25 protein-coding genes, 2 pseudogenes and 1 riboswitch are annotated in these 26,791 nt (G+C 41.4%); of the genes and pseudogenes, 3 read left to right on the forward strand and 24 right to left on the reverse strand.

The genetic code is table 11. The features are described from left to right. Positions 1 to 210: 210 nt before the first annotated feature. The 12 genes and pseudogenes from CTER_RS10380 to CTER_RS10435 form a co-directional block, all read right to left on the reverse strand. A complete protein-coding gene (locus CTER_RS10380) occupies positions 211 to 2,589 on the reverse strand; it encodes an endonuclease MutS2 (protein WP_004625450.1) in 2,379 nt (792 codons plus the stop codon). Positions 2,590 to 2,634: 45 nt separating this feature from the next. Then, positions 2,635 to 4,314: an AMP-binding protein gene (locus tag CTER_RS10385; protein WP_004625414.1), complete on the reverse strand. Its 1,680-nt coding sequence runs from the start codon at positions 4,312 to 4,314 to the stop codon at positions 2,635 to 2,637. A gap of 20 nt (positions 4,315 to 4,334) precedes the next feature. Beyond that, on the reverse strand, positions 4,335 to 4,883 hold the full coding sequence (locus CTER_RS10390) for a helix-turn-helix domain-containing protein (RefSeq protein WP_004625423.1): 549 nt from the start codon (positions 4,881 to 4,883) through the stop codon (positions 4,335 to 4,337). Positions 4,884 to 5,058: 175 nt separating this feature from the next. Next, the gene (locus CTER_RS10395; protein WP_004625456.1) at positions 5,059 to 5,349 is read right to left on the reverse strand and encodes a hypothetical protein; all 291 of its coding nucleotides are present in this window, start codon (positions 5,347 to 5,349) and stop codon (positions 5,059 to 5,061) included. Positions 5,350 to 5,521: 172 nt separating this feature from the next. After that, on the reverse strand, positions 5,522 to 6,037 hold the full coding sequence (locus CTER_RS10400) for a hypothetical protein (RefSeq protein ID WP_004625448.1): 516 nt from the start codon (positions 6,035 to 6,037) through the stop codon (positions 5,522 to 5,524). A 66-nt stretch (positions 6,038 to 6,103) separates the two neighbouring features. Then, positions 6,104 to 6,745 (reverse strand): DnaJ domain-containing protein, encoded by a 642-nt coding sequence (locus tag CTER_RS10405; RefSeq protein ID WP_040760825.1) that lies wholly within the window; start codon positions 6,743 to 6,745, stop codon positions 6,104 to 6,106. Further along, the gene (locus tag CTER_RS10410) at positions 6,729 to 7,613 is read right to left on the reverse strand and encodes a DUF5685 family protein (protein WP_004625422.1); all 885 of its coding nucleotides are present in this window, start codon (positions 7,611 to 7,613) and stop codon (positions 6,729 to 6,731) included. The genes CTER_RS10405 and CTER_RS10410 overlap by 17 nt, the downstream gene beginning before the upstream one ends. 304 nt (positions 7,614 to 7,917) lie before the next feature. After that, the gene (pgsA, locus tag CTER_RS10415; protein WP_004625451.1) at positions 7,918 to 8,478 is read right to left on the reverse strand and encodes a CDP-diacylglycerol--glycerol-3-phosphate 3-phosphatidyltransferase; all 561 of its coding nucleotides are present in this window, start codon (positions 8,476 to 8,478) and stop codon (positions 7,918 to 7,920) included. 157 nt (positions 8,479 to 8,635) lie between these two features. Beyond that, on the reverse strand, positions 8,636 to 9,067 hold the full coding sequence (locus CTER_RS10420) for an acyl-CoA thioesterase (protein WP_004625469.1): 432 nt from the start codon (positions 9,065 to 9,067) through the stop codon (positions 8,636 to 8,638). A gap of 166 nt (positions 9,068 to 9,233) precedes the next feature. Further along, the gene (locus tag CTER_RS10425) at positions 9,234 to 9,437 is read right to left on the reverse strand and encodes an LAGLIDADG family homing endonuclease (RefSeq protein ID WP_004625460.1); all 204 of its coding nucleotides are present in this window, start codon (positions 9,435 to 9,437) and stop codon (positions 9,234 to 9,236) included. A 20-nt stretch (positions 9,438 to 9,457) separates the two neighbouring features. Further along, complete coding sequence (gene mtrB / locus CTER_RS10430; RefSeq protein ID WP_004625468.1) at positions 9,458 to 9,691, reverse strand: trp RNA-binding attenuation protein MtrB; 234 nt, start codon at positions 9,689 to 9,691, stop codon at positions 9,458 to 9,460. A gap of 59 nt (positions 9,692 to 9,750) precedes the next feature. Then, positions 9,751 to 13,232: pseudogene (locus CTER_RS10435) on the reverse strand (DNA polymerase III subunit alpha). A gap of 223 nt (positions 13,233 to 13,455) precedes the next feature. Here CTER_RS10435 and CTER_RS10440 point away from each other — a divergent pair. Then, entirely contained in the window at positions 13,456 to 14,061 is a 606-nt protein-coding gene (locus tag CTER_RS10440; protein WP_004625458.1) for a hypothetical protein, read from the forward strand. A gap of 4 nt (positions 14,062 to 14,065) precedes the next feature. Here the strand turns inward: CTER_RS10440 and CTER_RS10445 are convergent, their stop codons facing one another. The 4 genes from CTER_RS10445 to CTER_RS10460 form a co-directional block, all read right to left on the reverse strand. Next, positions 14,066 to 14,248, reverse strand: coding sequence for a hypothetical protein (locus CTER_RS10445; protein ID WP_004625406.1), 183 nt, complete (start codon positions 14,246 to 14,248; stop codon positions 14,066 to 14,068). Between the two features lie 49 nt (positions 14,249 to 14,297). After that, a complete protein-coding gene (locus CTER_RS10450) occupies positions 14,298 to 14,672 on the reverse strand; it encodes a DUF1667 domain-containing protein (protein ID WP_004625412.1) in 375 nt (124 codons plus the stop codon). Beyond that, positions 14,662 to 15,978 (reverse strand): NAD(P)/FAD-dependent oxidoreductase, encoded by a 1,317-nt coding sequence (locus CTER_RS10455; RefSeq protein WP_004625417.1) that lies wholly within the window; start codon positions 15,976 to 15,978, stop codon positions 14,662 to 14,664. The genes CTER_RS10450 and CTER_RS10455 overlap by 11 nt, the downstream gene beginning before the upstream one ends. A gap of 288 nt (positions 15,979 to 16,266) precedes the next feature. Further along, positions 16,267 to 17,733, reverse strand: coding sequence for an NAD(P)/FAD-dependent oxidoreductase (locus CTER_RS10460; protein ID WP_004625416.1), 1,467 nt, complete (start codon positions 17,731 to 17,733; stop codon positions 16,267 to 16,269). Positions 17,734 to 18,030: 297 nt separating this feature from the next. Here CTER_RS10460 and CTER_RS10465 point away from each other — a divergent pair, with 297 nt between their 5' ends. Further along, positions 18,031 to 18,261 carry a hypothetical protein gene (locus CTER_RS10465; RefSeq protein ID WP_242834966.1) on the forward strand — a complete coding sequence of 77 codons (231 nt, stop codon included), beginning with the start codon at positions 18,031 to 18,033 and terminating at the stop codon, positions 18,259 to 18,261. Positions 18,262 to 18,327: 66 nt separating this feature from the next. On the opposite strand, the gene CTER_RS29050 is transcribed toward CTER_RS10465, so the two are convergent. The 6 genes and pseudogenes from CTER_RS29050 to CTER_RS10495 form a co-directional block, all read right to left on the reverse strand. Continuing rightward, complete coding sequence (locus tag CTER_RS29050; RefSeq protein WP_341349521.1) at positions 18,328 to 18,855, reverse strand: DUF4368 domain-containing protein; 528 nt, start codon at positions 18,853 to 18,855, stop codon at positions 18,328 to 18,330. After that, positions 18,850 to 19,947: pseudogene (locus CTER_RS29055) on the reverse strand (recombinase family protein); the annotation flags it as partial. The pseudogene CTER_RS29055 and the gene CTER_RS29050, both read right to left, overlap by 6 nt. Positions 19,948 to 20,077: 130 nt before the next feature. After that, positions 20,078 to 20,332, reverse strand: a complete 255-nt coding sequence (locus tag CTER_RS28120) for a hypothetical protein (protein WP_004625467.1) — start codon at positions 20,330 to 20,332, stop codon at positions 20,078 to 20,080. A gap of 233 nt (positions 20,333 to 20,565) precedes the next feature. Continuing rightward, positions 20,566 to 22,359 carry a M56 family metallopeptidase gene (locus tag CTER_RS26945; protein WP_004625441.1) on the reverse strand — a complete coding sequence of 598 codons (1,794 nt, stop codon included), beginning with the start codon at positions 22,357 to 22,359 and terminating at the stop codon, positions 20,566 to 20,568. 1 nt (position 22,360) lies between these two features. Then, complete coding sequence (locus CTER_RS10490; protein ID WP_040760817.1) at positions 22,361 to 22,738, reverse strand: BlaI/MecI/CopY family transcriptional regulator; 378 nt, start codon at positions 22,736 to 22,738, stop codon at positions 22,361 to 22,363. 421 nt (positions 22,739 to 23,159) lie between these two features. After that, entirely contained in the window at positions 23,160 to 24,089 is a 930-nt protein-coding gene (locus CTER_RS10495; protein WP_004625420.1) for a magnesium transporter CorA family protein, read from the reverse strand. 246 nt (positions 24,090 to 24,335) lie between these two features. Then, positions 24,336 to 24,503: riboswitch (M-box (ykoK) riboswitch) on the reverse strand. 334 nt (positions 24,504 to 24,837) lie between these two features. On the opposite strand from CTER_RS10495, the gene CTER_RS10500 reads away from it, so the two are divergent. Beyond that, a complete protein-coding gene (locus tag CTER_RS10500) occupies positions 24,838 to 25,494 on the forward strand; it encodes an ABC transporter ATP-binding protein (RefSeq protein ID WP_004625457.1) in 657 nt (218 codons plus the stop codon). Positions 25,495 to 25,572: 78 nt separating this feature from the next. Here the strand turns inward: CTER_RS10500 and CTER_RS10505 are convergent, their stop codons facing one another. Continuing rightward, positions 25,573 to 25,857, reverse strand: coding sequence for a DUF2087 domain-containing protein (locus CTER_RS10505; protein ID WP_004625419.1), 285 nt, complete (start codon positions 25,855 to 25,857; stop codon positions 25,573 to 25,575). Beyond that, complete coding sequence (locus tag CTER_RS10510; protein WP_004625436.1) at positions 25,854 to 26,624, reverse strand: DUF2087 domain-containing protein; 771 nt, start codon at positions 26,622 to 26,624, stop codon at positions 25,854 to 25,856. The genes CTER_RS10505 and CTER_RS10510 overlap by 4 nt, the downstream gene beginning before the upstream one ends. Positions 26,625 to 26,791 lie beyond the last annotated feature (167 nt).

Consider the following 26,791-nt stretch of genomic DNA (forward strand, 5'->3'; position numbering starts at 1 on the left):
GCTTTAGCTTTTAAAATAATTAAATATATAAATATCCAAATAGAAAGTAACCAAAAATTGTTTCAATCATATTGTCCAATCTATTCAGTATAATTTCATTACGAAAAAACCCCTAATAATTTTAATTTAATGAGTCCAAAATGTCAATCGTACATATTTAACGGAATTTCAAGTTATTAGGGGCATTTTATAAAGCATAATGAATACCCGTTATTTTATTTCGACCACGGTAACACCGCTTTCTCCTTCACCCAGTTTTCCCAATCTGAAGCTTTTTATATGCGGATTATGCTTCAAATGCTGCTGCAGTCCGGCTCTCAATGCTCCGGTACCTTTTCCGTGAATCAGTGTGACTTCTCCCAGGCCTGCTATGCTCGCATCGTCAAGATACTTGTCAACCACGTCTATGGCCTCATCCAGCAGCATTCCGCGCAAATCGATTTCGGAGGACATATCCCTGGCCTTTGAAACACCTATCCTGCCCATGCCCGTTCTTTGAAGCTGCTGTTTCTGTTCATCCACCAGCTTCAGATTGGATATATGGACATTCAGCTTTATTATCCCGGCCTGCACCTGGCACTCTCCGTTTTTGTCAGGTGTTGAGATCACTGTTCCCCTTTGGTTTAAATTAACTATCAGCACCGAATCTCCGGGTTTTAGATTCTTGGGCGGCTTGACCAGACCCTTTTTAGGCATGATGGATTCTACAAGGGAATCATCCAGACTGCTGATACTCTTGTTCAGTTTTTGGCGGAGCTCTTCGGTTTGTCTTCTGACCTCGGCCTCCTCCTGCTCTCTTGCCAGCCTTTTCATTTCGGATACAAGCTCCTCGGCCTGCCGCTTTGAGTCCATAAGAATACGTCTGGCCTCTTCCTTTGCCTTGCGGAGCTCATTCTCCTTCTGTGCCGCCAGCCTGCTTTTCTGCTCCTCCAGGTCCTTCTTAAGCCTTTCGGCCTCAAGCCTGTAGCTCTCAGCCCTCATTTTTTCCCTTTCGGCTTCACTGCGGTTCTTTTCTATGCTTAACAAAATATCTTCAAAGTGGATGTCCTCCTGGGAGAGGAATTCCTTTGACCTCTCGATGATATCATCGGTCAGTCCCAGCCTTTTTGATATGGCAAAAGCATTGCTTTTGCCGGGAACCCCAATCAGCAGCTTATAGGTGGGTCTCAAGGTTTCAACATCAAATTCGCAGGAGGCATTTTCAACACCCTCGGTTGAAATGGCATAGACCTTCAATTCGGCGTAGTGTGTTGTGGCAAGGGTAGTGGCTCCCATCTGATGGAGGCACTCCAGGATTGACATTGCAAGTGCGGCTCCTTCGGTGGGATCGGTTCCTGCGCCCAGCTCGTCAAACATTACCAGCGACCTGCCGTTGACATTCTTGAGAATATCAACAATATTTTTCATATGGGAGGAGAAGGTGCTCAGGCTCTGCTCTATACTCTGCTCATCTCCGATATCGGCATAAACCCTTTCGAATACGCTCATTTCCGTTCCTTCATTGGCAGGCACCAGCAGACCGCTTTGCATCATCAGTGTAAACAAGCCCACTGTTTTAAGTGATACGGTCTTGCCGCCGGTATTAGGGCCTGTTACAATAAGCGAGCTGAATTTATCCCCGATCCAGAAGTCTATGGGAACTACTGTTTTGGGATCAAGCAGAGGATGTCTTCCCTTTTTGATAATAATTTTTCCGGACTGGTTTATTCTTGGACAAATACAATCCAGATCAGTCGCAAGCTTTGCTTTTGCAAAAATAAAATCCAGCCTTGCCATAATGCTCATATTGGCATTCAGCTGCGGCAATATCAATGAGGCATCCTGGGACAATTCCGCAAGGATTCTCTCGATCTCGGCCATTTCCTTTATTTTTAACTGCTTAATGGCATTATTCGCTTCTACCACACCCATCGGCTCAATAAACAGAGTGGCTCCGCTTGAGGAAGAGTCGTGCACCAGACCCGGAATATCGTTCTTGTGCTCCTGCTTGACAGGAATGACGTATCTGTCCCCTCTCATTGTAACAACAGATTCCTGTATATACTTCTGGTATTTTGACGAACGGATCAGATCATTGAGCCTGTTCTTTATGGAAGCCTGCTGCTCCTTTATCTGCCGCCTGATGTTGTTGAGTGCGGGACTTGCATTATCCGCGATTTCTTCTTCACTGATAATACACATATCTATTTTCTGTTCCAGCTTTTGATTTGATTCAATACATGAAATCAACTCATTGACAATGCTCTCCCTGCTTTCATCAAGTTTGTCATTCACATAGCCCTTAAGCCTTCTCGCGGCCCGGAGTACTCCTCCGATTTTCAGCAGCTCACCCGGATTCAGTATGCCTCCCAGATCAAGTCTCTTCAAGCTGGCTCTGATGTCATGTATCCCTCCCAGGGGCGGTGAGCCGCGCCTTACAATGCAGACGACGCCGTCATTGGTTTCAGCCAGCATTTTTTCCACGGTATTGAAATCGGTCTGGGGTACAAGCTCTTCAACAAGTTCCCTTCCCAATTCGGAGGCAGTCAGGCCTTTTAATTTATCTATAATTTTTTCATACTCCAGTACTCTTAGTGTTTTATCATTCATAGTTAACTCTTACCTTTCCTGTACAGGAAACCGGCCCTCTTTTTCTTATGTAGACTCGAATTTCCTGTGATCATCGTGTCTGAGCTGTGCCCTTTTTATCTTCCCACTAATTGTTTTCGGCAATTCATCCACAAACTCAATTATTCTGGGATATTTATAAGGCGCAGTATTGTTCTTTACATAGTTTTGAATTTCCTTTTTCAATTGGTCGGTGGGCTCATAACCCTTTGCAAGTATAACGGTAGCCTTTACAACAGTTCCTCTTACAGCATCGGGAGCGCCTGTTACCGCACACTCAACTACGGCAGGATGCTCTATTAATGCGCTCTCCACTTCAAAAGGACTGATCCTGTATCCCGAGGCCTTTATAACATCGTCATTTCTGCCCACAAACCACAAAAAGCCGTGCTCATCCCTGTAAACCACATCACCTGTGTGATAGGTATCATCGTACCACACTTTCGCAGTTGCTTCGGGGTCCCTGTAGTAACCGCAGAAAAGTCCCGCAGGCTTGGCCGAATCGACTCCCCTGATAACCAGTTCACCCTCTTCGCCGGCCGGACAGGGATTGTTGTTTTCATCCACAACATCAATATCATATGCAGGATTGGGCATTCCCATGGCACCGGGGTCCACCTTCAACCATTCATAATTGGCCACAATAACGGTGGTTTCAGTCTGTCCGAAACCGTTGAGTATTTCCAGGCCGGTAATTTTTTTGAATCTGTTGAAAATCTCCGGATTTAAAGGTTCCCCTGCAGTTGAACAGTGAACCAGTGAAGATAGATTATATTTTGATATATCATTCTGCAGCATAAATCTGTATATGGTAGGCGGAGCACAAAAAGTCCTTATTTGATATTTCTCAATCCTCTCCAGAAGTTTGCAGGGATCAAACCTGTCCATATCATACAGAAACTGGACCGCTCCGCAGATCCATTGACCGAAGAGCTTACCCCAGGCAAACTTCGCCCAGCCCGAATCGGCGACAGTCAGGTGCAGTCCCCTGTCCTGTACTCTCTGCCAATACCTTGCGGTAACAATATGTCCCATAGGATATGTAAAGTCATGCACTGCCATTTTAGGCATGCTGGTGGTGCCCGAGGTGAAATAAATAATCATCATATCCCTGTTGCAGGTATCGTATACCCCTTCGGGCCTTGTCCAGGTTTCCGGGGTATCCTTGATTTCATTGTCATAATCCAGCCAGTTCCCGTTCTTTCCCCCAACCATAATATATGTTTTCACAGTTGGCGATTCCATAGCGGCACTTTCAACATGTTCAACTATTTCCCCGTCGTTAAAGGCTACTATGGCCTTTACTCCTGCCGCGTTATTTCTGTATGCTATATCCTTTTTCATAAGCTGGTTTGTTGAAGGGATGAAAATTGCTCCGATCTTCATGGCAGCAAATGCAAAGAAGTAGAATTCATATCTTCTTCTCAATATGAACATAAGCTTATCTCCCTTGCAGACTCCCTTTGCCTTGAGGTAATTGGCTGTTTTATCAGACCAGTATTTCAAATCCCCGAAGGTAAAATATTTTTCACCGCCGTGGTCGTCACACCAGACAAGCGCCGGCCTGTCAGGCTCGGAAACAGCATATTCATCTATTATGTCATAAGCAAAATTAAAATTGTCAGGTACTTTTAATTTGAAATTATTGCAAAAGTCTTCATAGGAACTGAATTCAGCCCTCTCAAGGTATCTAATATCCAGGCTCATAGCTAACCTCCGGTAATTTTTTATAGAAGGATTATTGTCAGGAATTTTGCTTCTTTTCGGTCCAATGCAACCATTTTGTGAGGAATGGTCGAATTGTAGTACAATGAATCACCGGGCTCCATATCTAAGACTTCTTTTCCGACAATTACACGCATTCTGCCTTCAAGACAGTAATTAAACTCCTGTCCCTTATGTGATACCATATCAGGACTGTTGTCCGGGTCCAGCACAACAAACATGGGCTCTATCTTTCTGCCGGAATATTTATATGCAAGGCTTTCAAAGCTGTATTGATCGTATCTTTCAACCTTCAAGCCCTCTCCTTTTTTAACAAAACAAATGTCATGAAGCTTTGGTGAAGTTCCGGTCAGTATTTCGGTCATATTTACATTGTAATAGTCGGCCAGCTCATACAAAATACTGACGGGGATATCATCCTGGGCATTTTCATACCTGGAGTATTCATCTGTTTTAAGTCCGACGGCCTTTGAAACTTCTTCCTCGGTATAACCCGCCAACAATCTCAGACCTTTGATTCTGAATGCGATATCCTTAACTTTTTCATTCATGACAGTCTCCATTTCAATTTAAATTATTTTTACAAACAAAAATAGGCATGCGCCAATATCAATGTGCCCGGAAAAATTTCATAATTATTCCATTAAGCAAACATTTTAATTATAGCACAAGCCCTGTATATGCGGCAAATACTAATTATTTATAAAAATTTCTGGTCACTGGGGACTAATCCCTGATTTTATTTCTGATTGAGGGAAATATCCAAAAACCAAGTGTCATACTTATAAGACAGGCTGAAATACCAAAAAGCGAGGGCAGAGATCTATAGAATAATTCGATGAAGGTTACATCAAAGGTATTCTCCACATAGACTGCGGAATTTATGATTATATATGTAAAAAAGAAAGCTATGCCAAGCAGTTGAAATATATAGTGCTGCACAAGCAGATTTACCGCACAGCCTGCAATCAGAATAATAAAGAAAACTGCAATTGAATAAGAAAAGGCTGGTGTCATGATTCCTCCTACCAGGAATACTTGTTCGTCCCGGTTTTTTTATAAATCCTATACGTAAAAACGCTGGGTATTTACAAATATTGTAATATACACAGCGTCTGTTTTCAAATTATTTCTCAGATTGTATTATTCCGTTGCACTTTACAATTGGAGAGTCAAATGTTTTAATTGCCTATATTTTCAGTTTCTGCTTCAACCGGCTGCCATAAAATCTTATGAACAAGGTATAAATATAATCATATAGCAAAAATACAAGCTCCAATACGGCAGCGATTATATAGACCGGAGCCGTAAGGTTTATACCGCCCAATATGATTTCTTTAAGAAAGAAAAGCCCAAGCGCAAGACAGATATTAAAGTATATCAGCTTCAAAACATATTCAATAACCCTGCCGGGGATTCTTTCAATATACAGCTTTATCAGTCCGTATACCCCGAAAAATACAATAAACGGGATTACCTCAAGCCTGGGCACAAGTAATACCGATAATATTGCCGAAGCCAGATAGAATGCCCAGCCTGCCCTTGTTCCGAACTCGATTATTATTACTGCCATAAACAATGAACTTAAAGCATATAGGGACAGTTTACTGGTGGGAAGTGTTGCTGCCAAAAAGACACTGATAACGGTAAATGCAAGCAGTATCCCACTCAGAGTGATTCTTTTGACTCTCGATCCACTGTTCATTTTTAACCTCCTAAGCCATATTACGGCTTTGAGCCGCAAAAGCAAAGTCTTTCAAGCCATACCTCCCTAGCAGCATCCGATCAAATCGCCGCCCAGGCATTCACACATGGAGTCCGAGCACCATGCGCACATACACATATCGCAGAAGCTGGGACCTGCTCCGTATCCCCTGTTATTTGCATTTCCACGGTACATGTTGTTATTTGCATTCATCCTGTTCAAGGCATCCCTGTACTCATAATTTGAAGGATCCATATTGCAGGCCTGGCGTATATTCATCATGGCCTCGTTGTACCAGCCCTTTTTCATGAATATCAGGCCCCGCAAATAAAACCATTCCGCATTTTTTTCAGATATGCTTTCAAGCATTGACTCGGCTGCGGCAATATTTCCGCTGTTTATATACAGTCTGACCTGTCTGAAACTGCCCTCTCCTGCTCCCTGGGCTCCCGGTGTATAGCTTCCCTGACCTCCTGCATAGGCGCTCCTGCCGCTCCAGCCGTTGCTTGTCCTGGCGGTTTGCCCCTTGCCGGTCAGATATTCATAAGCTTCGTTAACCTCGCGGAGCTTCTCTTCAGCCAACTTGGAAAGCGGATTATCCTGGTATTGGTCAGGATGATATTTCTTGACCTGTTCCCTGTATGCTCTCTTAATTTCTTCATCTGATGCACCTTCTTTTATTCCCAGTACCTCATACGGATTTTTCACAATTACCACAACTCCTCCGGCATAAAATTTTATCTGTCTTGCTTAACATTCCAATATATAATATATTTTCCAAAATACTTTTATTCTCTTTTGCATCAAGCAGTTCAAAAGCCTTGGACGCTTCTCTGAGACAATATAGCAGGGTAAATTCCACCTGGCTTTTTATGCGATCTTTAAAAGCCGGGATATCTTCACCGCTGCCGTCGTATTTGAAATGCAACAAAAGGGGATTGTAGCTTGAATTCTTTACATCTTCTTCAAGATCATCAAAGGCATCAATTAAATAAATCCATTTCCCAATATTGTAGCCCATCCATCTCAATACCTGCCTGATATCATCCTCCAGACTTTCATAGTCCAGAACCTCTTCCATAAGCTTTGCAAACGGCTCTGCCGCCGCATCCAGCGAGGCACAGCCTTCTCTCTCCAGCCGTGACAATTCACTGAGTCTTTGCTCTATTATAGCACACTTGCCGGAGTATTCTAACACCAACTTTTTATATTCCCGGCTGAGAACCGCCATCCCGGCCAATGCCGCCTTTGATTTATCGTCGGTCCACTTGTCCTTTATATTATTATACGCCAAAATTATATTTATGTCGGAAGAATAATCTACTATTTCATTATAAGTGACAAAGGATTTTTTTAAAGGATGAACCATGCAGCGTTCCTTAACCAGCCTGGTCTCTATGTTTAATAAGGAGCATAAAAGCATGGCAAGAAATGCCGCATCATAGGTCAGCGTCATCCTTTTCAGCTGACCGTGCCTTTTCCCTATTGCCTTGCAAACTCCGCAATAATAGGCGCGGTATATATCAAACTCTTTAATTTTCAACTCCGGCTTTTCCGGCATTATATAACCGAACAATTTTTCCTCCCAGGCTTGATTCAACTTAAAATTTGTTAAAGCTCTTCTATATATAATAGCATATAAATGTTACTAATTTATTAACATTTTAAATGCAGACATTAATTTTTTTTAGATATAGCGTAACTATCTTCATATATTTAATCCGTTTAACAATACAATTAAGTAAAGTTTTTATTTTTTATTTATTTATTTTTCAATATATCAGCTAAATACTCTGAAATCAACTAATCAGCAGCATAAAAAAGATACACCTGTATAGTGTACCTTTTATATCAGCTTTAATTAAACAATCCGATTTCCTTTATTTTTTCTCTTTTTCATAGTTTTTTGAAAACCTGTAATAGATCAAAATGTACATCGCCAGGGCAAACAACGTGCATACCACTGCCAGTCCCAGGGCAATATTAATGGCGATTGCCGTATACACATTTTTAAGGCTGTCGAGACTGAGTATTATTGTGGCAAGTATTGCAAAGTAAAACAGAACCGTAGCCAGTTTGCCATACCAGTTTGCACCGATAACCGTTTTCCCTTTTCTGTAAAGCATAATGCCTCCGGTCAGCATCAATGCTTCTTTGATAATAACTATAACCAGGACAATTATGGGTATAAAGTGATGTAATACTAAAAAAATCAGTGCCGTTATCTGCATTAATTTGTCTGCCAGAGGGTCAAAAACTTTTCCCCATTTTGTTATTAAATTGTACTTTCTGGCTATATATCCGTCCAGTACATCAGTGAAGCCACCAAATGCAAAAAGTATCATTGCCGGAATATAATGTTCAAAATAAAGGAAATAACCCAGGATAGGGACAATTAACAGCCTTATTAATGTTAATAAATTTGGAATATTTTTTTTCACCTGCACACCACCCGTTACTTTTTAAAACCTGACAGAATTTTACTGAAAGAACAAGTAAACATAGTTTATCATAGAACAACAAAATAATACAAGCTTTTCTTTCTTTACATAAATAATCTGACATAACCGGTTAAATTATGTATTTACGGTAAAGTTATTACCGGGTTTCACCCGCCGAATTCTTTACAATTATATTGTAGAGCTCCTCGTTATACTTCTGCAGATTAATAGGTTTTAAACAGGCATTTGTCCAGACATGTACCGTCTCTCCGGTTGTAATGGGATTATTCATGTCCGACTCCTTAAACACCTCATAATAAAAGTTTAATCTGATCTTTGTATAGCTCTTTATACTGGTTCTTACAATAATTTTGTCTTCATAGGTGGAGGAGCTTATAAACTTGCACTTTAGTTCCAGAAGTGGCAGGAGTATTCCCTGTCCTTCAACTTCTGAATATGATATTCCGTTTTGTCTGATAAATTCGGTTCTCCCGACTTCAAACCAAACAGGATAGTTGGAATGATGTACAATTCCCATCCTGTCTGTCTCAGCATATCTGACTGTCAATGGTATATCTACATATAACAATTTTATCATTCCTTTCATTTTACGTAATTTAACGCTATATGTTGCATGGATATAAAAATTATATTTTTTTATCGGAAAAATACAATATTTAAAAAATTTTACATATATTTATATGTAGAAATAGCCCCGGGCTAATAAGCGCGGAGCTATTTTTTAATGTTCTGTATCAATAACCCGTTTCTATAATAACGCTATGTGCTTCCTCAACTTCTGCCTCAGGAACAAGAACTTCAAAGTAATTATCATTATTTTCGTGATTCTTGCTAATGGGCCTAAGTTTAACAAGAATACCTTCGTTGGACAAAAGCTCCTGCAGCTGATTTGCTACTTCTTTGCTTTGGGCCATGTATACCACTGTCCACATTATCATCTACACTACCTTTCAAATTGTTATTCACCGCATTGAATAGTGCCATATCTGCAATAAACAGTGGCTTTGCCTCTTATTTTTATCGCAGAAGTATTTTCAGTAAATTGTGCTAAAAGCAATTCACCTTTATCAAGCTTCTCGGTATGATGAAATTTAGTATCCCTTCCACGTGTTAAACCGATAATTGTAACTCCGTTTTCCCCTGCCTTAACCGCAACGTACTCACCGGATATTTTATCTTCCAGGTTGTCCATTTAACCACCTCGACATTTATATTATATTATTTTCCACCAAAAATCAATATTAAGCACGGTTATTTTAAACTTATGTTTTCCTTACCAAGCCGCGATTCCAGTTCTTCCAATATATCATTATTGACATCTATCCAGTATTGCCTGTCTAATTTTTTAAATTTCTCGTCATTCTTTTTTCTGATAAAAGTGGGAGTCGAACCGTTGAAATATTTCAGCAGGGCAATCAGTGAAACACTCTCCTCCCTGGTCATTTCCTTTTCAAAATGCATGTACAAGCCCTTTTCATCCAGGCTCTTTATTGGTAAAACTTCTTCACATATTATTTTTGGCTGTTCATCCTCTCTCAAACTCAGTCTTCCGTTTACAAGCACTATACTTTCCTGCTGGAGCAGCTGTGAAAAACGCTCATATATGGTCGGAAAAACTATTATTTCCATGGTTCCATAGAGATCCTCAAGTCCGATGAAAGCCATCAGATTGTTATTTTTTGTAGTCTTGGTCTTTTTGGATGCAATTATCCCTCCGACAGTCACTCTCATTGAGTCGGTGAGCTTTTTAAGCTCAAGCTCAATATCACCGTTATCCTCTTCATTTCCGCCAATGAGCATATCCTTGCTGTACAAATTCACATTTTTGTCAAGTATACTCTGGTACTCGCTTAACGGATGCCCTGATACGTACAGGCCCAGCATTTCCTTCTCCATTGCCAGCATCACATTGGGAGGGTATTCCTTTATGTCGGGATAGTCTTCCTTCAGCGATTCCTGCGGCTCCTGCATCAAATCAAAGATGGAAAGCTGACCCTCCATGCTTTTCTTTTTGCCTGTGCTATTCCATCCAGGAAGCGCTCATATACTGCCATCAGCCTGGATCTGAACACCTTTAAGGAGTCAAATGCACCGCTTTTTATCAGACTTTCAATACATCTTTTATTTATTTCCCGACCCTCTATTCTCTGACAAAAGTCTAAAAAAGTCGTAAACAGTCCGTTTTGAGTGCGTTCCGCTATCATTGACTGTATGGCGTTTTCTCCGACATTTTTTACTGCCGCCAATCCAAAGCGTATCTTTTGATTTACAACTGTAAATTTAACATTGCTTTCATTTACATCGGGAGGCAGAACCTTGATGTTCAGCACCTTACACTCATTTACATACTGTGAAACCTTGTCACTGCTGCCCAAAAAGCTGTTCAACGAGGCCGCCAGAAATTCAACTGGATAATAATGCTTCAGCCATGCGGTCTGATATGCAACCACCGCATATGCGGCTGCATGGGATTTGTTAAAGGCATAGCTGGCAAAATCCATCATTTCGTCAAATATTTTGTTGGCTGTGAACTCATCCACACCATTTTTCACAGCCCCTCGCACAACTTCATTTCCTTCCTCGTCGGTAATTCCGTATATAAAATTCTTGCGTTCCTGCTCCATTACAGACACTTTCTTTTTGGACATTGCTCGTCTCACAAGATCGGATCTGCCGTAGGAGTATCCTCCAAGCTCCCTGACTATCTGCATTACCTGTTCCTGGTAAACCATACAGCCATAGGTTACATTCAGTATGTTTTCAAGCATGGGATGATGGTACTTTATTTCCTTTGGATTGTTCTTATTCCGGATATATCTGGGTATCTGATCCATCGGTCCGGGCCTGTAAAGGGAAATACCGGCAATTATGTCTTCAAGAGAGCTTGGCTGGAGTTCCTTCATAAACTGGGTCATCCCTGCGCTTTCAAGCTGGAATATACCAACAGTCTTGCCCTCACCTATCATTTTATATACATCGTGGTCATCAAAATTTATGTTGTTTATGTCAATTTTCTTGTTATGGCCCTGTTCTACGAGGTTTACCGCATCCCTTATCACAGTAAGCGTTCTCAGTCCAAGGAAGTCCATTTTCAAAAGGCCCAGCTCCTCCAGAAGCCCCATGGTAAACTGGGTCGTAACGTTGTTTTCATTGAGCTGGAGCGGTACATACTCAACTATGGGCTCTTTTGAAATAACAACTCCCGCCGCATGTGTGGAAGCATGCCTTGGCAGTCCCTCAAGGCTTCTGGCCGTGTCAATCAGCAGCCGGGTATCATCCTCAAGTTCGTATTTCTTTTTCAGCTCGGGGTTTATTTCCAGAGCTTTGTCTATATTCATTCCTATCTGGAAGGGAATCATTTTTGCTATGACATCCACTTCACCGTACGGTACGTCAAGAGCTCTGCCCACATCCCTTATAGCAGCCCTGGCAGCCATGGTTCCAAAGGTTATTATCTGTGAAACCTTGTCCTTGCCGTATTTGCTGATAACATAATCTATTACCTCCTGCCTTCTTTCGTAGCAGAAGTCAATATCTATATCAGGCATGCTGATTCTCTCGGGATTAAGAAATCTTTCAAAGAGAAGATTGTATTTCAGCGGATCGATGCTGGTAATGCCAAGGCAGTAGGAAACAACGCTGCCGGCTGCCGAACCTCTGCCCGGCCCAACCATGATGTCATTTTCCCTTGCATATCTGATAAAGTCCCAGACTATGAGAAAATAGTCTACATAACCCATGGAAGATATGACGGAAAGTTCGTATTCAAGCCTCTCCTTTATCTCTTCACTGCAATTTTCACCAAACTTCTGAACCAATCCCTTATAGCATTTTTCCTTGAGATATTCGTAGGGGGTATAGCCCTCTTCCACAGTAAAACCAGGCAAATGGAGCTTTCCGAATTCCAGCTCCACATTGCACATTTCAGCAATTTTTACGGTATTCTCAAGAGCCGACTCTACATTCCGGAAATTTTCATACATTTCTTCGGGAGATTTGACATATACCTCGTCGGTGTTAAACTTCATCCTGTTTTCATCATTTATGGTCTTTCCGGTCTGTATGCACAGGAGTATCTCATGGGATTGTGCCGCTTCTCTTGTAAGAAAGTGTGCGTCGTTGGTGGCAACCAGGGGTATGCCCAGCTCCTTTGAAAGCTTGATAAGCTGCTGATTCACCAGATTCTGGTCACTTATGCCGTTGTGCTGCAATTCCAGATAAAAATTATCCTGCCCGAATATGGTATTTAACCTGTTCGCCAGTTCCACAGCCTTTTCATAGTCATTGTTGAGAATTGCAGCGGGAATATCCCCTGATAAACATGCACTCAGCGCTATTATCCCCTCTGAATACTTCTCCAGTGTCTGGTAATCAACTCTCGGCTTATAATAAAAGCCTTCTGTAAAACCCAGTGATACTATTTTCATCAGATTTTTATAGCCTGTCTGATTTTTGGCCAGCAGTACAAGGTGTCCGTAATCCGAGTCCACCCCTGGCTGCTTGTCCTGCATATTTCGCTTTGCCGTATATATTTCACAACCCAGAATGGGTTTTATTCCATTTTTCAGTGCTTCCTTGTAGAACTCAACAACACCGTACATAACCCCGTGATCGGTTATGGCCACGCTGTTCATTCCCAGCTCTTTTATCCTTTGTATCAGATCCTTTATTCTGTTTGAGCCGTCCAACAGGCTGTATTCTGTATGTACGTGCAAGTGTACGAAGTCTTTCATATTTGTCTCCAGTTTATTCTGATTTCTTTTGCTCTTTTCAACAATTTAATTATATCACACCGGAAAAATAATTGACGAAAAAACTGACTTATCTTGTATAATATCAGTCAAAAATTTTTTTAAGAATATGAGAGTAATTGCAAATTGTTAAATTATTCATTGTCATTGGGAAATATAGTAAACTTTGTATCTCATGTGGTAAAATGTTGCAGAGGTGAAAATAATGGAATACATAAAAAGCAGAATAAATATAATAGTAAGATTCCTTAAAAATAAGGGTTTGCTTTCCATGGACCTGATTTACAGATTTTATTACATGAATATTTTCGGCTCCAAACTCTATTACAGGCATAAAATAGAATCCTACCGATCCTGCGCCTTTTGCATGCATCTTTACTATGACAAGGTCATTAAGAAATATGTGTGTTCCTGCGGAGAGTATGAAGCGTGCGCCTCTCTCGTCCCCTGCATTGTACCCGATCCCACTCTGATGACCGGCCCCTCGTACATTGAAGAGGAGGAACAGATCCCCTGGCTTTTCAAGTCCCCCTGCCTCAATTTTGAAGTTCTTGATTCAAAAAATTACTTCAGAAATTTTATTTCATCAAATATCAACGGCAGCGTCACAAGACTGGAAGCATTGGAAGGTATAATGATGGGCAGCTGTTCTGGAGGCATACCCTGCCATATTTGCGCCACAGTCAACAAAGAGGCCTATACCAGGTGCAGGTATATATCAAAAGCCGGTGAAACCGGAAAATGCAATATTATTCATGACAGTCTTGGCCAGATTTATAATTCTTCGGCCCAATTGCCAAATGTGTCATAACAGGTTATTTGCGGGAGTCTTTCTGCTTTTGTTCATAGGCCTGACAGTCTTTGCCCGAGGACTGAAAAACAACCAGTGAAGGTATTTGCCTTGTTTTAAAGCCAAAAGCCTTACATCCGTATGGCATATTACTGTCCCATGTTATATAGTGGTATTTACAGTTACGGCAGTTAATTTTCCCGGCCATGGTTCCTTTCAGCCTCCTCCCGTCCTTGAGTTTTTTGCTGTTTCCATAATTACCGGGCTTTTGCTATCTGCCTGGTTGTTACAATATCCGCACCGGTGCCCATAATATCCGAAACAATCACCTGGTGGAAATCCACAGGGGCAGTCAGTTCAAGAAGCCTGAGCGTATCAACGGCTTCCTGCAGTTTTTCCTTCGGTATGGGCTTGCTGCTTCTGACACTTACCAGCGGATGTGTTCCGTCCTTTACTTTTACAGTGGAGGTCAAGCTCCTCTTTGGGCACTGTACTTCGTCTTCAGCATACGTCTTTCCATTTCTGCATAATGCGTTTTCAACACGGGTGACCCTGTTTTGCTCATCGACAAAAACATTCAGCCTGCAGCCGTTGGGACATACAATGCACACCATTTCCCTGTTAGTCTTCATATATACATACCTCCAGTTCCGAAACGTCCTTCAGTTCATTTTGGCTTAAGTCCATACGTATCATTTCGGCAGGATTCAAGGCTGTATATTTCCTTTTCTTTATGATCCTGTCACCGGCTTTAAAACAGACTGTCTTTTCCCTGTCAGGCTTTACCACTCGCATGGAAAAGGTTACTGCTTTGCCGGGCCTTATTGTCTGAGGCAATACATATCTGATACCCCGGCCTGCCCTCACCGATATTTTCTCATAGGATAGCGGATTCTCACCATTTGGGCCCTTATCCTCAGCATTTACACCTACACCCACATCTACACTGCCACAGCCGTCTGCCGTGCTGCTCCCGATATATTCAGCGGCCGAACCGGCCGCCAGCTCTCCTTCCGCCGATACGTAATCCACCAGGTCATGCACCTGGAGTACATTTCCGCAGGCAAATATTCCGGGAACACTGGTCTGAAGCTTTTCATCCACACGCGGGCCGCCTGTCACATGGTCAATTTCTATTCCGGCATTCAGTGATAATTCATTCTCGGGAATGAGGCCCACCGAAAGTATCAAGGTGTCGCAATCATATTTTTTTGAAGTGCCCCGGATGGTATTGCCCTTCTCATCAACCCGGGATATTGTAACTGCTGTCACCCGTTCCCTGCCTTCTATATTGGTAACCGTATGGCTGAGCAGCAGCGGAATCCCGAAATCATCAAGGCATTGGGTAATATTCCTTTGAAGTCCGCTGGAATAAGGCAGCTTTTCCACTACCGCCAGAACATTGGCACCCTCAAGCGTAAGCCTTCTGGCCATAATGAGCCCTATATCGCCCGAACCCAATATTATGATATTTTTTCCGATCATGACATTTCTGATGTTTACAAGATTTTGAGCCACACCGGCCGTAAATACCCCGGCAGGCCTGGTGCCAGGGATGCATATGGCTCCTCTGGTTCTCTCCCTGCAGCCCATGGCAAGAATAACAGCTTTTGCCTGATAGCTTCTTATTCCGTCAGGGCTGACGGTGGTCACAGCTTTATCACTGCTGAGTTCCTGCACCATTACGTTGGTAATGAGCTCTATACCCATTTCATCCGCTTCATCCATATATTTTCTGGCATATTCCGGCCCGGTCAGCGCCTCATTGAACTTTATAAGCCCGAAGCCGTCATGAATGCATTGATTTAAGATCCCCCCCGCTACCGGCTCTCTCTCCAGAACCAGTATATCGTCTATACCTCTTTTCCTGGCTTCAACTGCTGCCGCCAGACCGGCCGGACCGGCGCCGACTATTATCAAATCCTTATTTATCAACATATTAACCTCCATGAGCCACATTCGTGGCCACAAAATGTTATGCAAGAATTATCCTTTATCGCAATGTGGCGAATAAAGGAGGTTAATCGGCCATGTGCGCTTTCAAAGTATTGGTAAATACTTTGAATATTTCGCACGGCCATAAATTCACAGGTTTGCTTGGAAGACGAACGCAAGTGAAGTCTTTCAAGCTAACCTCCATGAGCCACATAGCGGCCACAAAACTGTAACGAAATCTCTTCACTCCCTCATCCGCTGTAAGGCGAATAAAGGAGGTTAATCGGCCATTTATTTGACCCGTCCGGTAAACAGCTTTGAGTTATTTCCCCTCAAGGTAACCTGTTCCGGCTCAATCCCCTTTTGCTCCTTCAGAATATCAACAATCCTTGTAAGGCAGTAGCCGCCCTGGCATCTTCCCATCATGGGCCTTGCCCGGTATTTGATACCGGCCAGGGTAGTCACTCCCAGAGGATTGTTGATTGCGTCCAGTATCTCCTTCTTTGTTATGCCCTCACATCTGCAAACAATTTCTCCGTATTCCGGACACTCTTTTATAAGTTTTTCCTTCTGTTCCAGCGTCAGTTCCCGGAAGGGCGTTATACCTTTTCTTTCGGCAATAAAATCCTTTTTAGGAACAAGTTCCTCCTTGCCGGCGATTATATCTCTTACCATCCTGCCGATGGGCACTGAAGCTGTCAAACCGGGGGACTCGATACCGATAAGATTTACAAGCCCCGGAACAACGCCGGATTCCTCTATAATAAAGTCCCCGTAGCCGCCGGTTTTTGGTCCCACCAACTTCGATCTTATGCCTGTATAGCTCCTGATGATGTGCTTCATTTCAAGGGCAGGAAGCAGTTCCTTTGCCTCTTTGAATAACTGGTCCATCACACCTTTTGTAGCACTGTAATCACTCTTCGATTTTATATATTCGGCACTTGGGCCTATTAGTATGTTTCCTTCGACTGTAGGTGTGAGATGCACGCCCAGTCCGCCCAGCCCCGGCCTTGGAACGGGGTAAACCGGCATACTCAGGTACTGGCTGGTCCTTTTGTCCAATATGAAATATTCTCCGCGGCAGGGGTAGATTTCATAACCCTTGTCGCCTGCAAGAGCGGCTATCCTGTCAGAGTAGAGCCCGGCACTGTTTATTATGTACCTGCTGAAAAAATGTTTTTTTCCGGCGGTCAGCCTGAATAAACCGTCCCTCTTTGATACGCCGTTCACTTCTGTCTCAAAGTAGAATTCAACGCCGTTTTGAGCGGCATTTTCGGCCAGCGCCACAGTATATATAAAAGGGCTTGTTATGGCAGTGTTGGGGGACAGCATGGCGCCGATTCCGCCAACATGCGGCTCCAGCTTTTTAACGGTATGGGCGTCCACGAATTCAAGCCCTTTTACACCGTTTTTGCGGCCGTTCTCCATCAATTGATCAATGCCGGCAAAATCGCTCTCATCAAAGGCAACGATTAGCTTTCCGGTCTTCTTATAAGGTACGTGCAGCTGGGAACAAACTTTTTCAAAGCCTTCGTTGCCTTCCACGCAAAGCTTGGCCATCAGGCTTCCGGGCTTGTTGTTGAAGCCGGCATGTACCACTGCACTGTTCCGGCCGCTGGTGCCTGCTGCAACATCGCTTTCCTTTTCAAGTACGGCTATTTTCAAATCAAATCCTGACAGTTCTCTGGCAACTGCACAACCGACAGCTCCCGCTCCAACAATGACTATATCGAATATATTATCTGTATTTGCAGTCATACTACCTCCAAAAGCGATGTTTATTTATTGTATTTTTATTGTATTTAGAATTTATCTGCTCTATCGCTTTGCTATACCAAAAACTTTTATTTGATTATAGCACAACGGCTCCTGTAATCAAGCTTTTGAACCTCTATTAAATAAAATTAATAAAGCCGGACAGGAATAAAATAAAGGACCAATACCGGTTAAAAGCGGCCGGCAGTCTGGTAATTTAAGTATATAAATAATGAAAATACCTTTTCTGTTACTGTTAATATGTGTTATAATGATATCAATAATTCTCCAGAAAGAGTGATGATTTTGTATTCCCTTAAGGAAAAATACTATGATGGTCAAGGTATTTTGCGGAATCCCGGCGAAAACTACTTTGACAGTGAAGGTATTTTACGCGATCCCGGTGATGATTATTTTGACTTTATGGGTATTTTAAGGCAGGCTGATGAAGAATTCTACGACAGCCAGGGCATTTTAAGAAACACTGATGAAAGTTTTTATGACGGCTCAGGAACTTTAATAGAAAGATAAAAAGTGCCCCTTAAGGCAGTCCTTGATAAAACAGTATTTGAATGAAGTATGGCGTAGCGTAAAAAGCTATGCCATTTCTTCATGTATCGGGTTATTCAGTTCCGGCAGAATCCCTACCAAATCATAGCTGATATGAATATTCTGCTTGCGTTTTCCGTCAGACTTATCAGGTGCTTCTGCAAATACCTTATTAACCAAATCATTCAAGATTGCGGGGGTCAGTTCTATCAAATCCGTGTACTGCCTGCACTTGCAGATAAATCGTTCCACATCATCAGCGTGCTGTTCTTGCTTGGTCAATTCCACTTGCCATTGTTCCAGCTTGTTTTCCAAGTCAGCCTGTTCCGCTTCGTAATCGTTGGACAATTCCTCAAAGCGAATATCATTGAGTTTTCCGCTTACATTGTCCTCATACATACGCTTAAATAGCTTAGATAATTCAGCACTACGCCGTTCTGCCTGTGCAATGTGCTTACGTCGAAGAGCGGATTGCTTCTTGCGGTCTGTGGTATGCTTGGCGTTCATTTTATCCCGGAATATATCCTCATATGCCGTCACAAAGCTAGTTACATACTGCAAATGCCAGAGCACCATTTCTTCCAGAACAACAGCACGGATAAAATGTGTGGAGCATGTTTCTACACCTTTAAGCCTTGAAGTGGAACAAACAAAATGGTCTTGTCTTGTTTCAAAGCTTTTGCTGGTGCAGTAGTAGAGCTTCGCCCCGCAATCAGCACAATAAGCAACACCCGAAAACAAATTCGTCTTGCCTGTCCGTGTCGGCCTGCGCTTGTTTTTCCGCAAAGCCTGTACCTTTTCCCATACATCAACAGATATAATCGCTTTATGGGTATTCTCAAATACCATCTGCTTTTCTTCCGGGTTCCATAGTTTTTTCTTGGACTTGTAAGACCTACGGTAAGTTTTGAAATTAATCGTATGTCCAAGATATTATTTGCGCTAAAAGATATAAGCTACGGTATCCGATACCCATTTGCAGGGGTTATCAGGCAAGACGGTATTTGGCTTGCGCCCATTGGATAGCCAGAAGGCCGTTGGAACAGGAATATTATTCTCTTTAAGTATTCGTGCGATTTGTGTAGAGCCGTAGCCCTCCAAACATAAAGCATAAATATGCCGTACCACCTGCGCCGCTTCTTCGTCCACAATCCATTTTTTCGGGTTCTTTGAGTCTTTCTTGTAACCATAAGGCGGATGAGTGTAAAGGTATTCATCCGCTTCACCCTTGGACTTCATAACCGCTCGAATCTTCTTGCTGGTATCTTTGGCATACCACTCGTTGATGATATTCAAAAATGGGGTAAAATCGCTATCCTGCTGGTTGTTGCTGTCAATCCCGTTATTGATGGCAATGAAACGTACACCCTTTTCAGGAAAGAGAACTTCGGTATAAAACTCTACCTTTAAATAGTCACGCCCAAGCCGGGACATATCCTTGACAACAACGGTTTTGACCTCTGGCGGTCTGCGGAATACAGAAGCAAGAAATTCTTTTACCAAGCGCGGTGCGTATTTCACGGCTTCCCTGAATAGCTTTGTTTCCTCTAACAGCCATTCCCAACGGGATTTATATATCTGCGCGTCCTTTTTTGCGGCGGCAAGCTGTTTCTTCAAATCGGCAATATCGCCCTCGGCGGTTACGCCCTTTTTTGTAAGACCGGACACGGTTTTCCAGTCTGCCGGGGAAAGCTGAATAAGGATAATTTTGTTGATGACAAAGTAAAGAATGGCGTAACAGATCAAGAATTGAGAGAATACATTCTCAATACATATGCAGTTTTTTTAACTCGTGGTATCAGGGGGACGTATGTTTATGTCTGCGATAATAATTTGAGAGAGTATTTGAAAAAATATATTGTTGGAAAGACATATTAACGTAACTGTTCCCCATATCTAACGTGTAGTGTCCCTTGTAAAGGTAAGTACACCGCTTGTATGCGGATTCCTGACGGTCAGTGGCTTTCATGGCTTCCAGCATTTCCTCTGTGATTTCTACGAAAACATCTTCCTTGCACCAGTAGTAAAGGTCTTTTAGATTTACAGTTATCATGGTTAATCCTCCATTCCCAAAGCCGCCATACTGTAAGAGGGCGCATCTATCACACCCCTGCAATTTTATTTTTTTGTAGAGAAAAGCGACGGCTTTGATTTTAAGCTTCAAAACCGTCGCTTTGCATTTATCTTCTTAATAGCGCATAGCTATCTAACCGCTAAAACAACGGTTTTCTGTTTGTACTCATATTAGGACTTTAATTCTGTGCGATATTTGCATCAGTATTGCTCTCATATTCCGGTGTTGGCATCGAACTCCTCTTGGCTGCACGCCTTTATGTCAATCAAGGTACCGCTGCCATCAGAATCCAATTTTTCATAATCACGAACCGTATAAACATCTACCTCACCCTTTCCGTCAGGGTTGATTATCTGCCTCATAGAACCTTTAAATTTACCACCCGATAGTGATTCTCCATTTGACATTAATATATCGACAAACTGCCGAACAAGCTTACCGTTATAGTAAAAACAAGCTGAATCTTTATCATAGGTCAAGCCAAACGGCTCATATACTGCGTACATTTCTGCATATTCATCCGGGGTTAATACAGAGCCGGTTTCCGCTGCATAAGTGTTCCCCGAAAAACTGTCGTCCGATAATTCCTGCGCCGTGAAGGAATTGCCCCCTGATGAGGAATCATTAACCGTCGTTGCTTGCATGGGCGGATTTTTTAAATCTTCAATATCTCGTGCATCAAATTCTGCCTGACTGTACGGTTCTACTCCCGTAAGCTTGCCGCTCGGGTCAGTCGAACCATCGGAGTTGAGGGTTAATTCTGACAAATCTCTTACTCCATGAACATCAACCGTGCCATTTTTATTGAAGTAATCAATCCCGCTATAAGCCCCATTTTCGCCTGTGCCAACCGGGTAATAATCCTCAAAATATCTGACTAATTCGCCATTGAAAAGTAATTGGTCTGTGATTTTGTTATAGGTGAGTCCATATTGTTCATAAACAGCATACATTTCCGACTTACTTTCCGGCGTTTCCGCATAAGCTGTTTCTTCTGCAATAACAGTATATCCGTTCGCCGGATCTTCGTCTGCGGCAACGGCAAACGTAGCACCCGTCAGCATAATGCCAGCCAGCGTTACGCAGAGGACTGCAACACCAGCTCTTTTGTGTTTCGTATCCACAATTGATGAAATTCGAGTTTTCATACCTTTCTTACCTCCATAAAAATTAGTTGATAATGCCGTTTGAAGTTTCACTCCATTTCTGACAACGCCAATAATTGTTTCGCCGTATTGCTTTCGCCGCTCAAAATCCGCGCCCTGTAAAACCAGCGCGTCACAAGAAATTTCACATTGTACTGCCGCCGATTTCGCCATGAGATAAACCAGTGGATTAAACCAGTGGAACGCGGTTGCCGCCAAAATCAACGCCTTATACCATAGGTCATGCCGCTTATAGTGAATTAGCTCATGCTTTAAAATAAAAGGTAATTCATCAATCCCAATTTCGACAGGCGGCAGTAAAATAGCAGGACGGAAAAAGCCCACAAGCATTGGGCTTGCAACATTTTGGCAAACGCTTAACTTTACCTGTGCTTTAATATTTAGTTCGGCCTTTAAATGGCCCAAGGTTTCTATACGTTCTAAATCGGTTATGGGTTCGCTCCAACGACGTACTGTTTTCATAAAGCGGATATGTCGCATAGCATGATACAATACGACACTTCCGACACCCATAATCCAAATCACCGCAAGTACCAACCACACAGAGATTGTTGTGGGAACGTTTACAGTTTGCTCTGCAACAGTCGTAGACGGCATGGCATTGATAATTATTGGCTGTATTGGCGTAACAGATATATCCGCGATTTGTGTAGGTAGAAACGATAGATTAACCCGGGGGCGAAAAGGGAATATCCACCCAGCGGCTATCACCAGCCAAATTATATAACGCCACTTCGCGGCATAGCGTTTTGACAGTATCGGCAAAACAACCGCATATAGAAGCGTTATAACAGACATGGAGAGAGTGCATTGCAGTAATATAACGAAGAATGTTTCCATGTTACTCCCTCCTGCCTTTCAACCACCTCGCCAATTCGTCAAGGTCGCTGTCCCTTATTTTCTTACCGTTATAGAGCGTAGCAACCAAGCTGGCGAAAGAATTGCCATGAAACCGTTCCATGAAGTCGCCCGTTTCAAACTTCAAATAGTCCTCCTTGCTGATAAGCGGAAAATAGGTGCGTTCTTTTCCGTTTTTTTCAGTTCGTATAAAGCCACGTTCTACCAGCCTCAGCATAAGGGAAATGATTGTCTGCGCTTTCCATTCTCTTTCATTTCCTAGCTGTTGCATAATGATGTTGGTCGTGATAGGTGGCTCATTAGCCCACACCACTTTCATGATGTCAAACTCCGCGTCCGGTAGTTTTTTCATTGCGTTCATCATATCAACTCCTTTTAAGACAATTGCCTTACAACAGTATTCTACATCTGCCTTACATAAATATCAACCATCTTACAAAAATATTTTCGACAGATGCAGAAAATGTTTTTGTATTCTTTTATAGATGGCTTAGTACTGCCAAAATGCTTCACTTCGAGTTAAGTTGTCCCTAAGTGAAGCATTAAAATACGGTGCTCTGCTCATACAATATACCTGTCTGTTGACTACCATCTTGTTATTGCTGATTTCTAATTCTTGCTTCATTATGCACTCTGCCCATTACGCAGGGAGTAAAAACAAGCGTATCGCTCATTGCGAACGATACGCTTGTTTTAGACATTTTTCTTGGCAGTAGCTCATAAACGGTTTAAGTTTTTATACTGTCTTATGCAGGACTACCTTAATTAGGCACTTTTGTTTTCTAAAATAATTTCTTTTTATACAGCGTATAACCTACTATAAGACACATAGCCAGGGATAAACCCATTATTATAAAAAATGCATAATGGCTTGTCAGCGGAATAACCACATTCATTCCGAAAAAGCTTGAAATCATTGTAGGTATGGCCATAACGATGGTAACCGAAGTCAGAAATTTCATAACTATATTCAGGTTATTTGATATGACCGAGGTAAAAGCATCCATTGTGCCTGACAAAATGCTGCTGTATATGTTAGCCATTTCGATGGCCTGTTTGTTTTCAATAATGACATCCTCAAGAAGTTCGGTATCCTCGGGATAGTTTTTTATATGATCGTACTTCATTAATTTTTCAAGAACAACTTCATTGGATTTTAAAGCGGTTGAAAAGTACACAAGGCTCTTTTCCAGTTTAAGCATCTGGATGACTTCCTTGTTTTTCATTGACTTGTACACTTCCTGTTCTATCCTGCTGCTGGTTTTGTCTATGTGCTTCAGATATTGAAGATACCTTGTTGCATTCCTGTACAGTATTTGAAGTACAAATCTGGTCTTGAACTGGGTCAAAAAGGATTTAACCTTATTGTTGATAAAATCGCTTAAAAAAGTGTCTTCCTTCAGGCAAACAGTTATTATGATATGCTTTATAAGTATGATTGCCAGAGGAATGGTTGTATAAACATTCAATTTTCCTTCTTTTTCAACTATGGGTATGTCAACAATTATAAGAGTTTGTCCGCTGTCGCTCTCAATACGTGCTCTTTCCTCTTCATCCAGCGCGGCTTTCAGAAAATCGATTTCAACGCCCAATGCACTGTTAACACTATTGATTTCTTCCTCGGTGGGGTTCACCATGTTGATCCAGGAGCCCTCATCAAATGAATTTATCCGTACTATTTCATTGTTTACAGTCTTAAAAATATCCATCATTTGTCTCACCCTCTTTTAATATTTTTAGGAACAAGGGTTGATTTTCCAGACTATAAAATCATAGTATCAGAACATTCAAAGACATGCAAAGACATGACGGCATGAAAAATAAACCCAAGTAAGGTTTTTATTAAATTTTAAGTTGCTACTGTCAGGGTCACAATCCATACCATTCACCTACCTTTACAAAATGATAAAAAACAATAAAAAAACCGACACTACGAGTGACGGATTTTAAGCATAAAAAAACACCTTCACTCGTTGAGTTTTAGCACTATACAGCTTAGGAAAAACAAATCCAGCTACATTAAGTAAAACCTTATTTCGGTAGTACCTGTTGACCCATTGGCATCTCTCGATGTTTCCGGGCAGCAGCATATATCTGTATAGGAACCTCACCTAACGAATTATTCTATTAGCATACTAATTATATACCTATAATTCTTATATTTCAATACGTTGAAGCAGAAAATTATTTATAAAAATGTCGCTTTAAAACACATTGAATTGTACTATTTGCCAAATTCACAGTCAGATGCCCTCCCTGCGTTCATTTCACAGGCCGAACTTTACCCCTTTTATTAATTAACTGCAGGGATCATGCCAACAACATACCAGTCTTTATTTTAAAGTGGTTTTATATGATATACATATTGTACATTATATTGCATTGCATGCCAACAGCTTGATTATAGCTGTGATATATGGGAATATAATAAAAGGTACACATTTATGGAGGTGCTGAACCGTGTCCTTACTTGAATTCCGCAATGTAACTTATATTCATTCCAATAATTCCATATTGGAAAACATATCTCTGAATATTGAACAGGGAGATTTTGTTTCAATTACAGGTCCTTCAGGAAGCGGTAAAAGTACAATTTTAAAACTTTGCAGCAACCTGATAAGCCCTACGGAAGGTGACATACTGTTTAAGGCCGTTAACCTGAACCTGTACGCCCCAACAGAATTAAGAAAAAGCATAACCTATTGTTTTCAGACACCCTACCTGTTCGGCGACACTGTTATTGAAAATATCCGTTTTCCTTTTTTAATAAGAGATTTACAAATAGATGATGTAAGAGTCAATGAATTATTCTCAAAATTTCAAATGCCCATAGAATTCCTGGCAAAAGAAGTTAAAAACCTATCCGGAGGAGAAAAGCAAAGATTGTCGTTGATCAGAAGTCTGCTGTTCAAACCGGAAATTTTGTTGCTGGATGAAATCACAGCAGCACTTGATGTTGAAAATACAAAAATTGTAGAAAAAGTAATAAAATCGCTGAATAATGAAGGTATAACAGTGTTATGGGTAACACATAACACTGAGCAGAGCAGAAAGTTAGCAAACAAGCGAATAACCGTAGAAAATGGCAGGGTTAAAAATATAGAACTGCTGGGTTGATTTTTTATGCGAAAAAATTCCTTTCCGCTGCTTCCATTTCATCATTTATTGCATGTTATCCGGCATACAGAGGATTTTTCAACAGGGGAAAACATTTGATTTAGCTGATTCCCTCCAATATTGCGCTCCGTTTCTGGTACGGCATAACAGTTTATAATCAACCAGAGCTCTTCTCAGTAGAAAATAGTCGTTAAATGAATGCCAATCTTCTATAATGGTATTTACTTCTTTTTCGGAATATATTTTTCCGTATTCAAACTTGGTGGCCAGGTACTCAAGTATCTGAATTTTCTTTTCTACTTTGGAAGGCCATATTTTTATTTTTTGCTCATCATCTAAAAATCTTATAATATCTTCTTTCATTTCAACCAATACTCCTTACAGTCATTTGTCCGTTCCATAAATCCATATTCTATAAGATAACGTCTCAAGGTAGCAAAATCCTCATGTATTTGCTTCAATATACCATTTACTTCTTTTTCTGAATAATGCTTATTCCTTTCAAATTGTTGGGATATTTTTTTTAAAATAACAATTTTCTTTTTTTCCTTACTGGAGATTACTTTCAGTTTAAGAGGCGACAAAGAGGTAAACATAGCCTCAAGGATTTTGTCCTCCTCTGCCTTTGTTACCATATATCTGTCGTCGATCATTCTGGCTCCCTCATGGATATCAATAATTTCGTCACTGCTTTCCGCACGTATTCTCCCTTTATCCAATCCTCTTAAAGCCAGTTCGTATATGGCCAGATATAGCTTTGCCTGCTTCGCTTTTTCCCGAAAAACAAATCTTTGATGTCGAATTGTGGCAGCTGCCACACCTGTCTTTTTGGCTATTTCATTATCTGTCATACTTTGGTACATCATCTCAAGGATTTCCTTTTGATTATCAGTAATTCCCGTATACTTTTTGTTGTATGAGGTCAGCAGCTCCAGCAAATCGGGATGCTCTTCCCCCACATGGATATTTATCATTCTATCTGCATTAAAAAACCTGTTCCCTGACGGGAAAATCTCTCCAATCCCGAATTCCTTCCCGCATATATTACATATGTAGCAGTTTTTTACAGTATCAAAGTGATATCCATTTTTTATTTCTTCCAGAGTCATATTTATAAAGTCATTAGCCATTTAAACTATACCGCCTTTTGTTTATTAATTTTATAAACATATATTATTATCGTTTAATGGGTTTGTCAAGGTTAATTTTTTTGTCGAAAATAGATAAAAAAAATCAATTGTATTTCATAGTGAATATTGTTATTTTAGCTTATATGATATAAAATATTTATATAGTA

The organism is Ruminiclostridium cellobioparum subsp. termitidis CT1112 (genome assembly GCF_000350485.1).
In the GTDB taxonomy this organism is placed as follows: domain Bacteria; phylum Bacillota; class Clostridia; order Acetivibrionales; family DSM-1351; genus Ruminiclostridium; species Ruminiclostridium termitidis.

Coding starts and splice junctions, on each gene's coding strand:
- CTER_RS10495 (WP_004625420.1), bottom strand. CDS start 24,089: ATGATGGATATTTTTAAGACTGTAAACAATGAAATAGTACGGATAAAT.
- CTER_RS28120 (WP_004625467.1), bottom strand. CDS start 20,332: ATGATAACTGTAAATCTAAAAGACCTTTACTACTGGTGCAAGGAAGAT.
- CTER_RS10445 (WP_004625406.1), bottom strand. CDS start 14,248: ATGGCCGGGAAAATTAACTGCCGTAACTGTAAATACCACTATATAACA.
- CTER_RS10425 (WP_004625460.1), bottom strand. CDS start 9,437: ATGATAATGTGGACAGTGGTATACATGGCCCAAAGCAAAGAAGTAGCA.
- CTER_RS29050 (WP_341349521.1), bottom strand. CDS start 18,855: ATGGTGCTCTGGCATTTGCAGTATGTAACTAGCTTTGTGACGGCATAT.
- CTER_RS10505 (WP_004625419.1), bottom strand. CDS start 25,857: ATGAAAGAAGATATTATAAGATTTTTAGATGATGAGCAAAAAATAAAA.
- CTER_RS10385 (WP_004625414.1), bottom strand. CDS start 4,314: ATGAGCCTGGATATTAGATACCTTGAGAGGGCTGAATTCAGTTCCTAT.
- CTER_RS10380 (WP_004625450.1), bottom strand. CDS start 2,589: ATGAATGATAAAACACTAAGAGTACTGGAGTATGAAAAAATTATAGAT.
- CTER_RS26945 (WP_004625441.1), bottom strand. CDS start 22,359: ATGGAAACATTCTTCGTTATATTACTGCAATGCACTCTCTCCATGTCT.
- CTER_RS10450 (WP_004625412.1), bottom strand. CDS start 14,672: ATGAAGACTAACAGGGAAATGGTGTGCATTGTATGTCCCAACGGCTGC.
- CTER_RS10490 (WP_040760817.1), bottom strand. CDS start 22,738: ATGAACGCAATGAAAAAACTACCGGACGCGGAGTTTGACATCATGAAA.
- CTER_RS10395 (WP_004625456.1), bottom strand. CDS start 5,349: ATGACACCAGCCTTTTCTTATTCAATTGCAGTTTTCTTTATTATTCTG.
- CTER_RS10390 (WP_004625423.1), bottom strand. CDS start 4,883: ATGAATGAAAAAGTTAAGGATATCGCATTCAGAATCAAAGGTCTGAGA.
- CTER_RS10465 (WP_242834966.1), top strand. CDS start 18,031: ATGATTTTGTATTCCCTTAAGGAAAAATACTATGATGGTCAAGGTATT.
- CTER_RS10460 (WP_004625416.1), bottom strand. CDS start 17,733: ATGACTGCAAATACAGATAATATATTCGATATAGTCATTGTTGGAGCG.
- CTER_RS10510 (WP_004625436.1), bottom strand. CDS start 26,624: ATGGCTAATGACTTTATAAATATGACTCTGGAAGAAATAAAAAATGGA.
- CTER_RS10455 (WP_004625417.1), bottom strand. CDS start 15,978: ATGTTGATAAATAAGGATTTGATAATAGTCGGCGCCGGTCCGGCCGGT.
- CTER_RS10400 (WP_004625448.1), bottom strand. CDS start 6,037: ATGAACAGTGGATCGAGAGTCAAAAGAATCACTCTGAGTGGGATACTG.
- CTER_RS10440 (WP_004625458.1), top strand. CDS start 13,456: ATGGAATACATAAAAAGCAGAATAAATATAATAGTAAGATTCCTTAAA.
- mtrB (WP_004625468.1), bottom strand. CDS start 9,691: ATGGACAACCTGGAAGATAAAATATCCGGTGAGTACGTTGCGGTTAAG.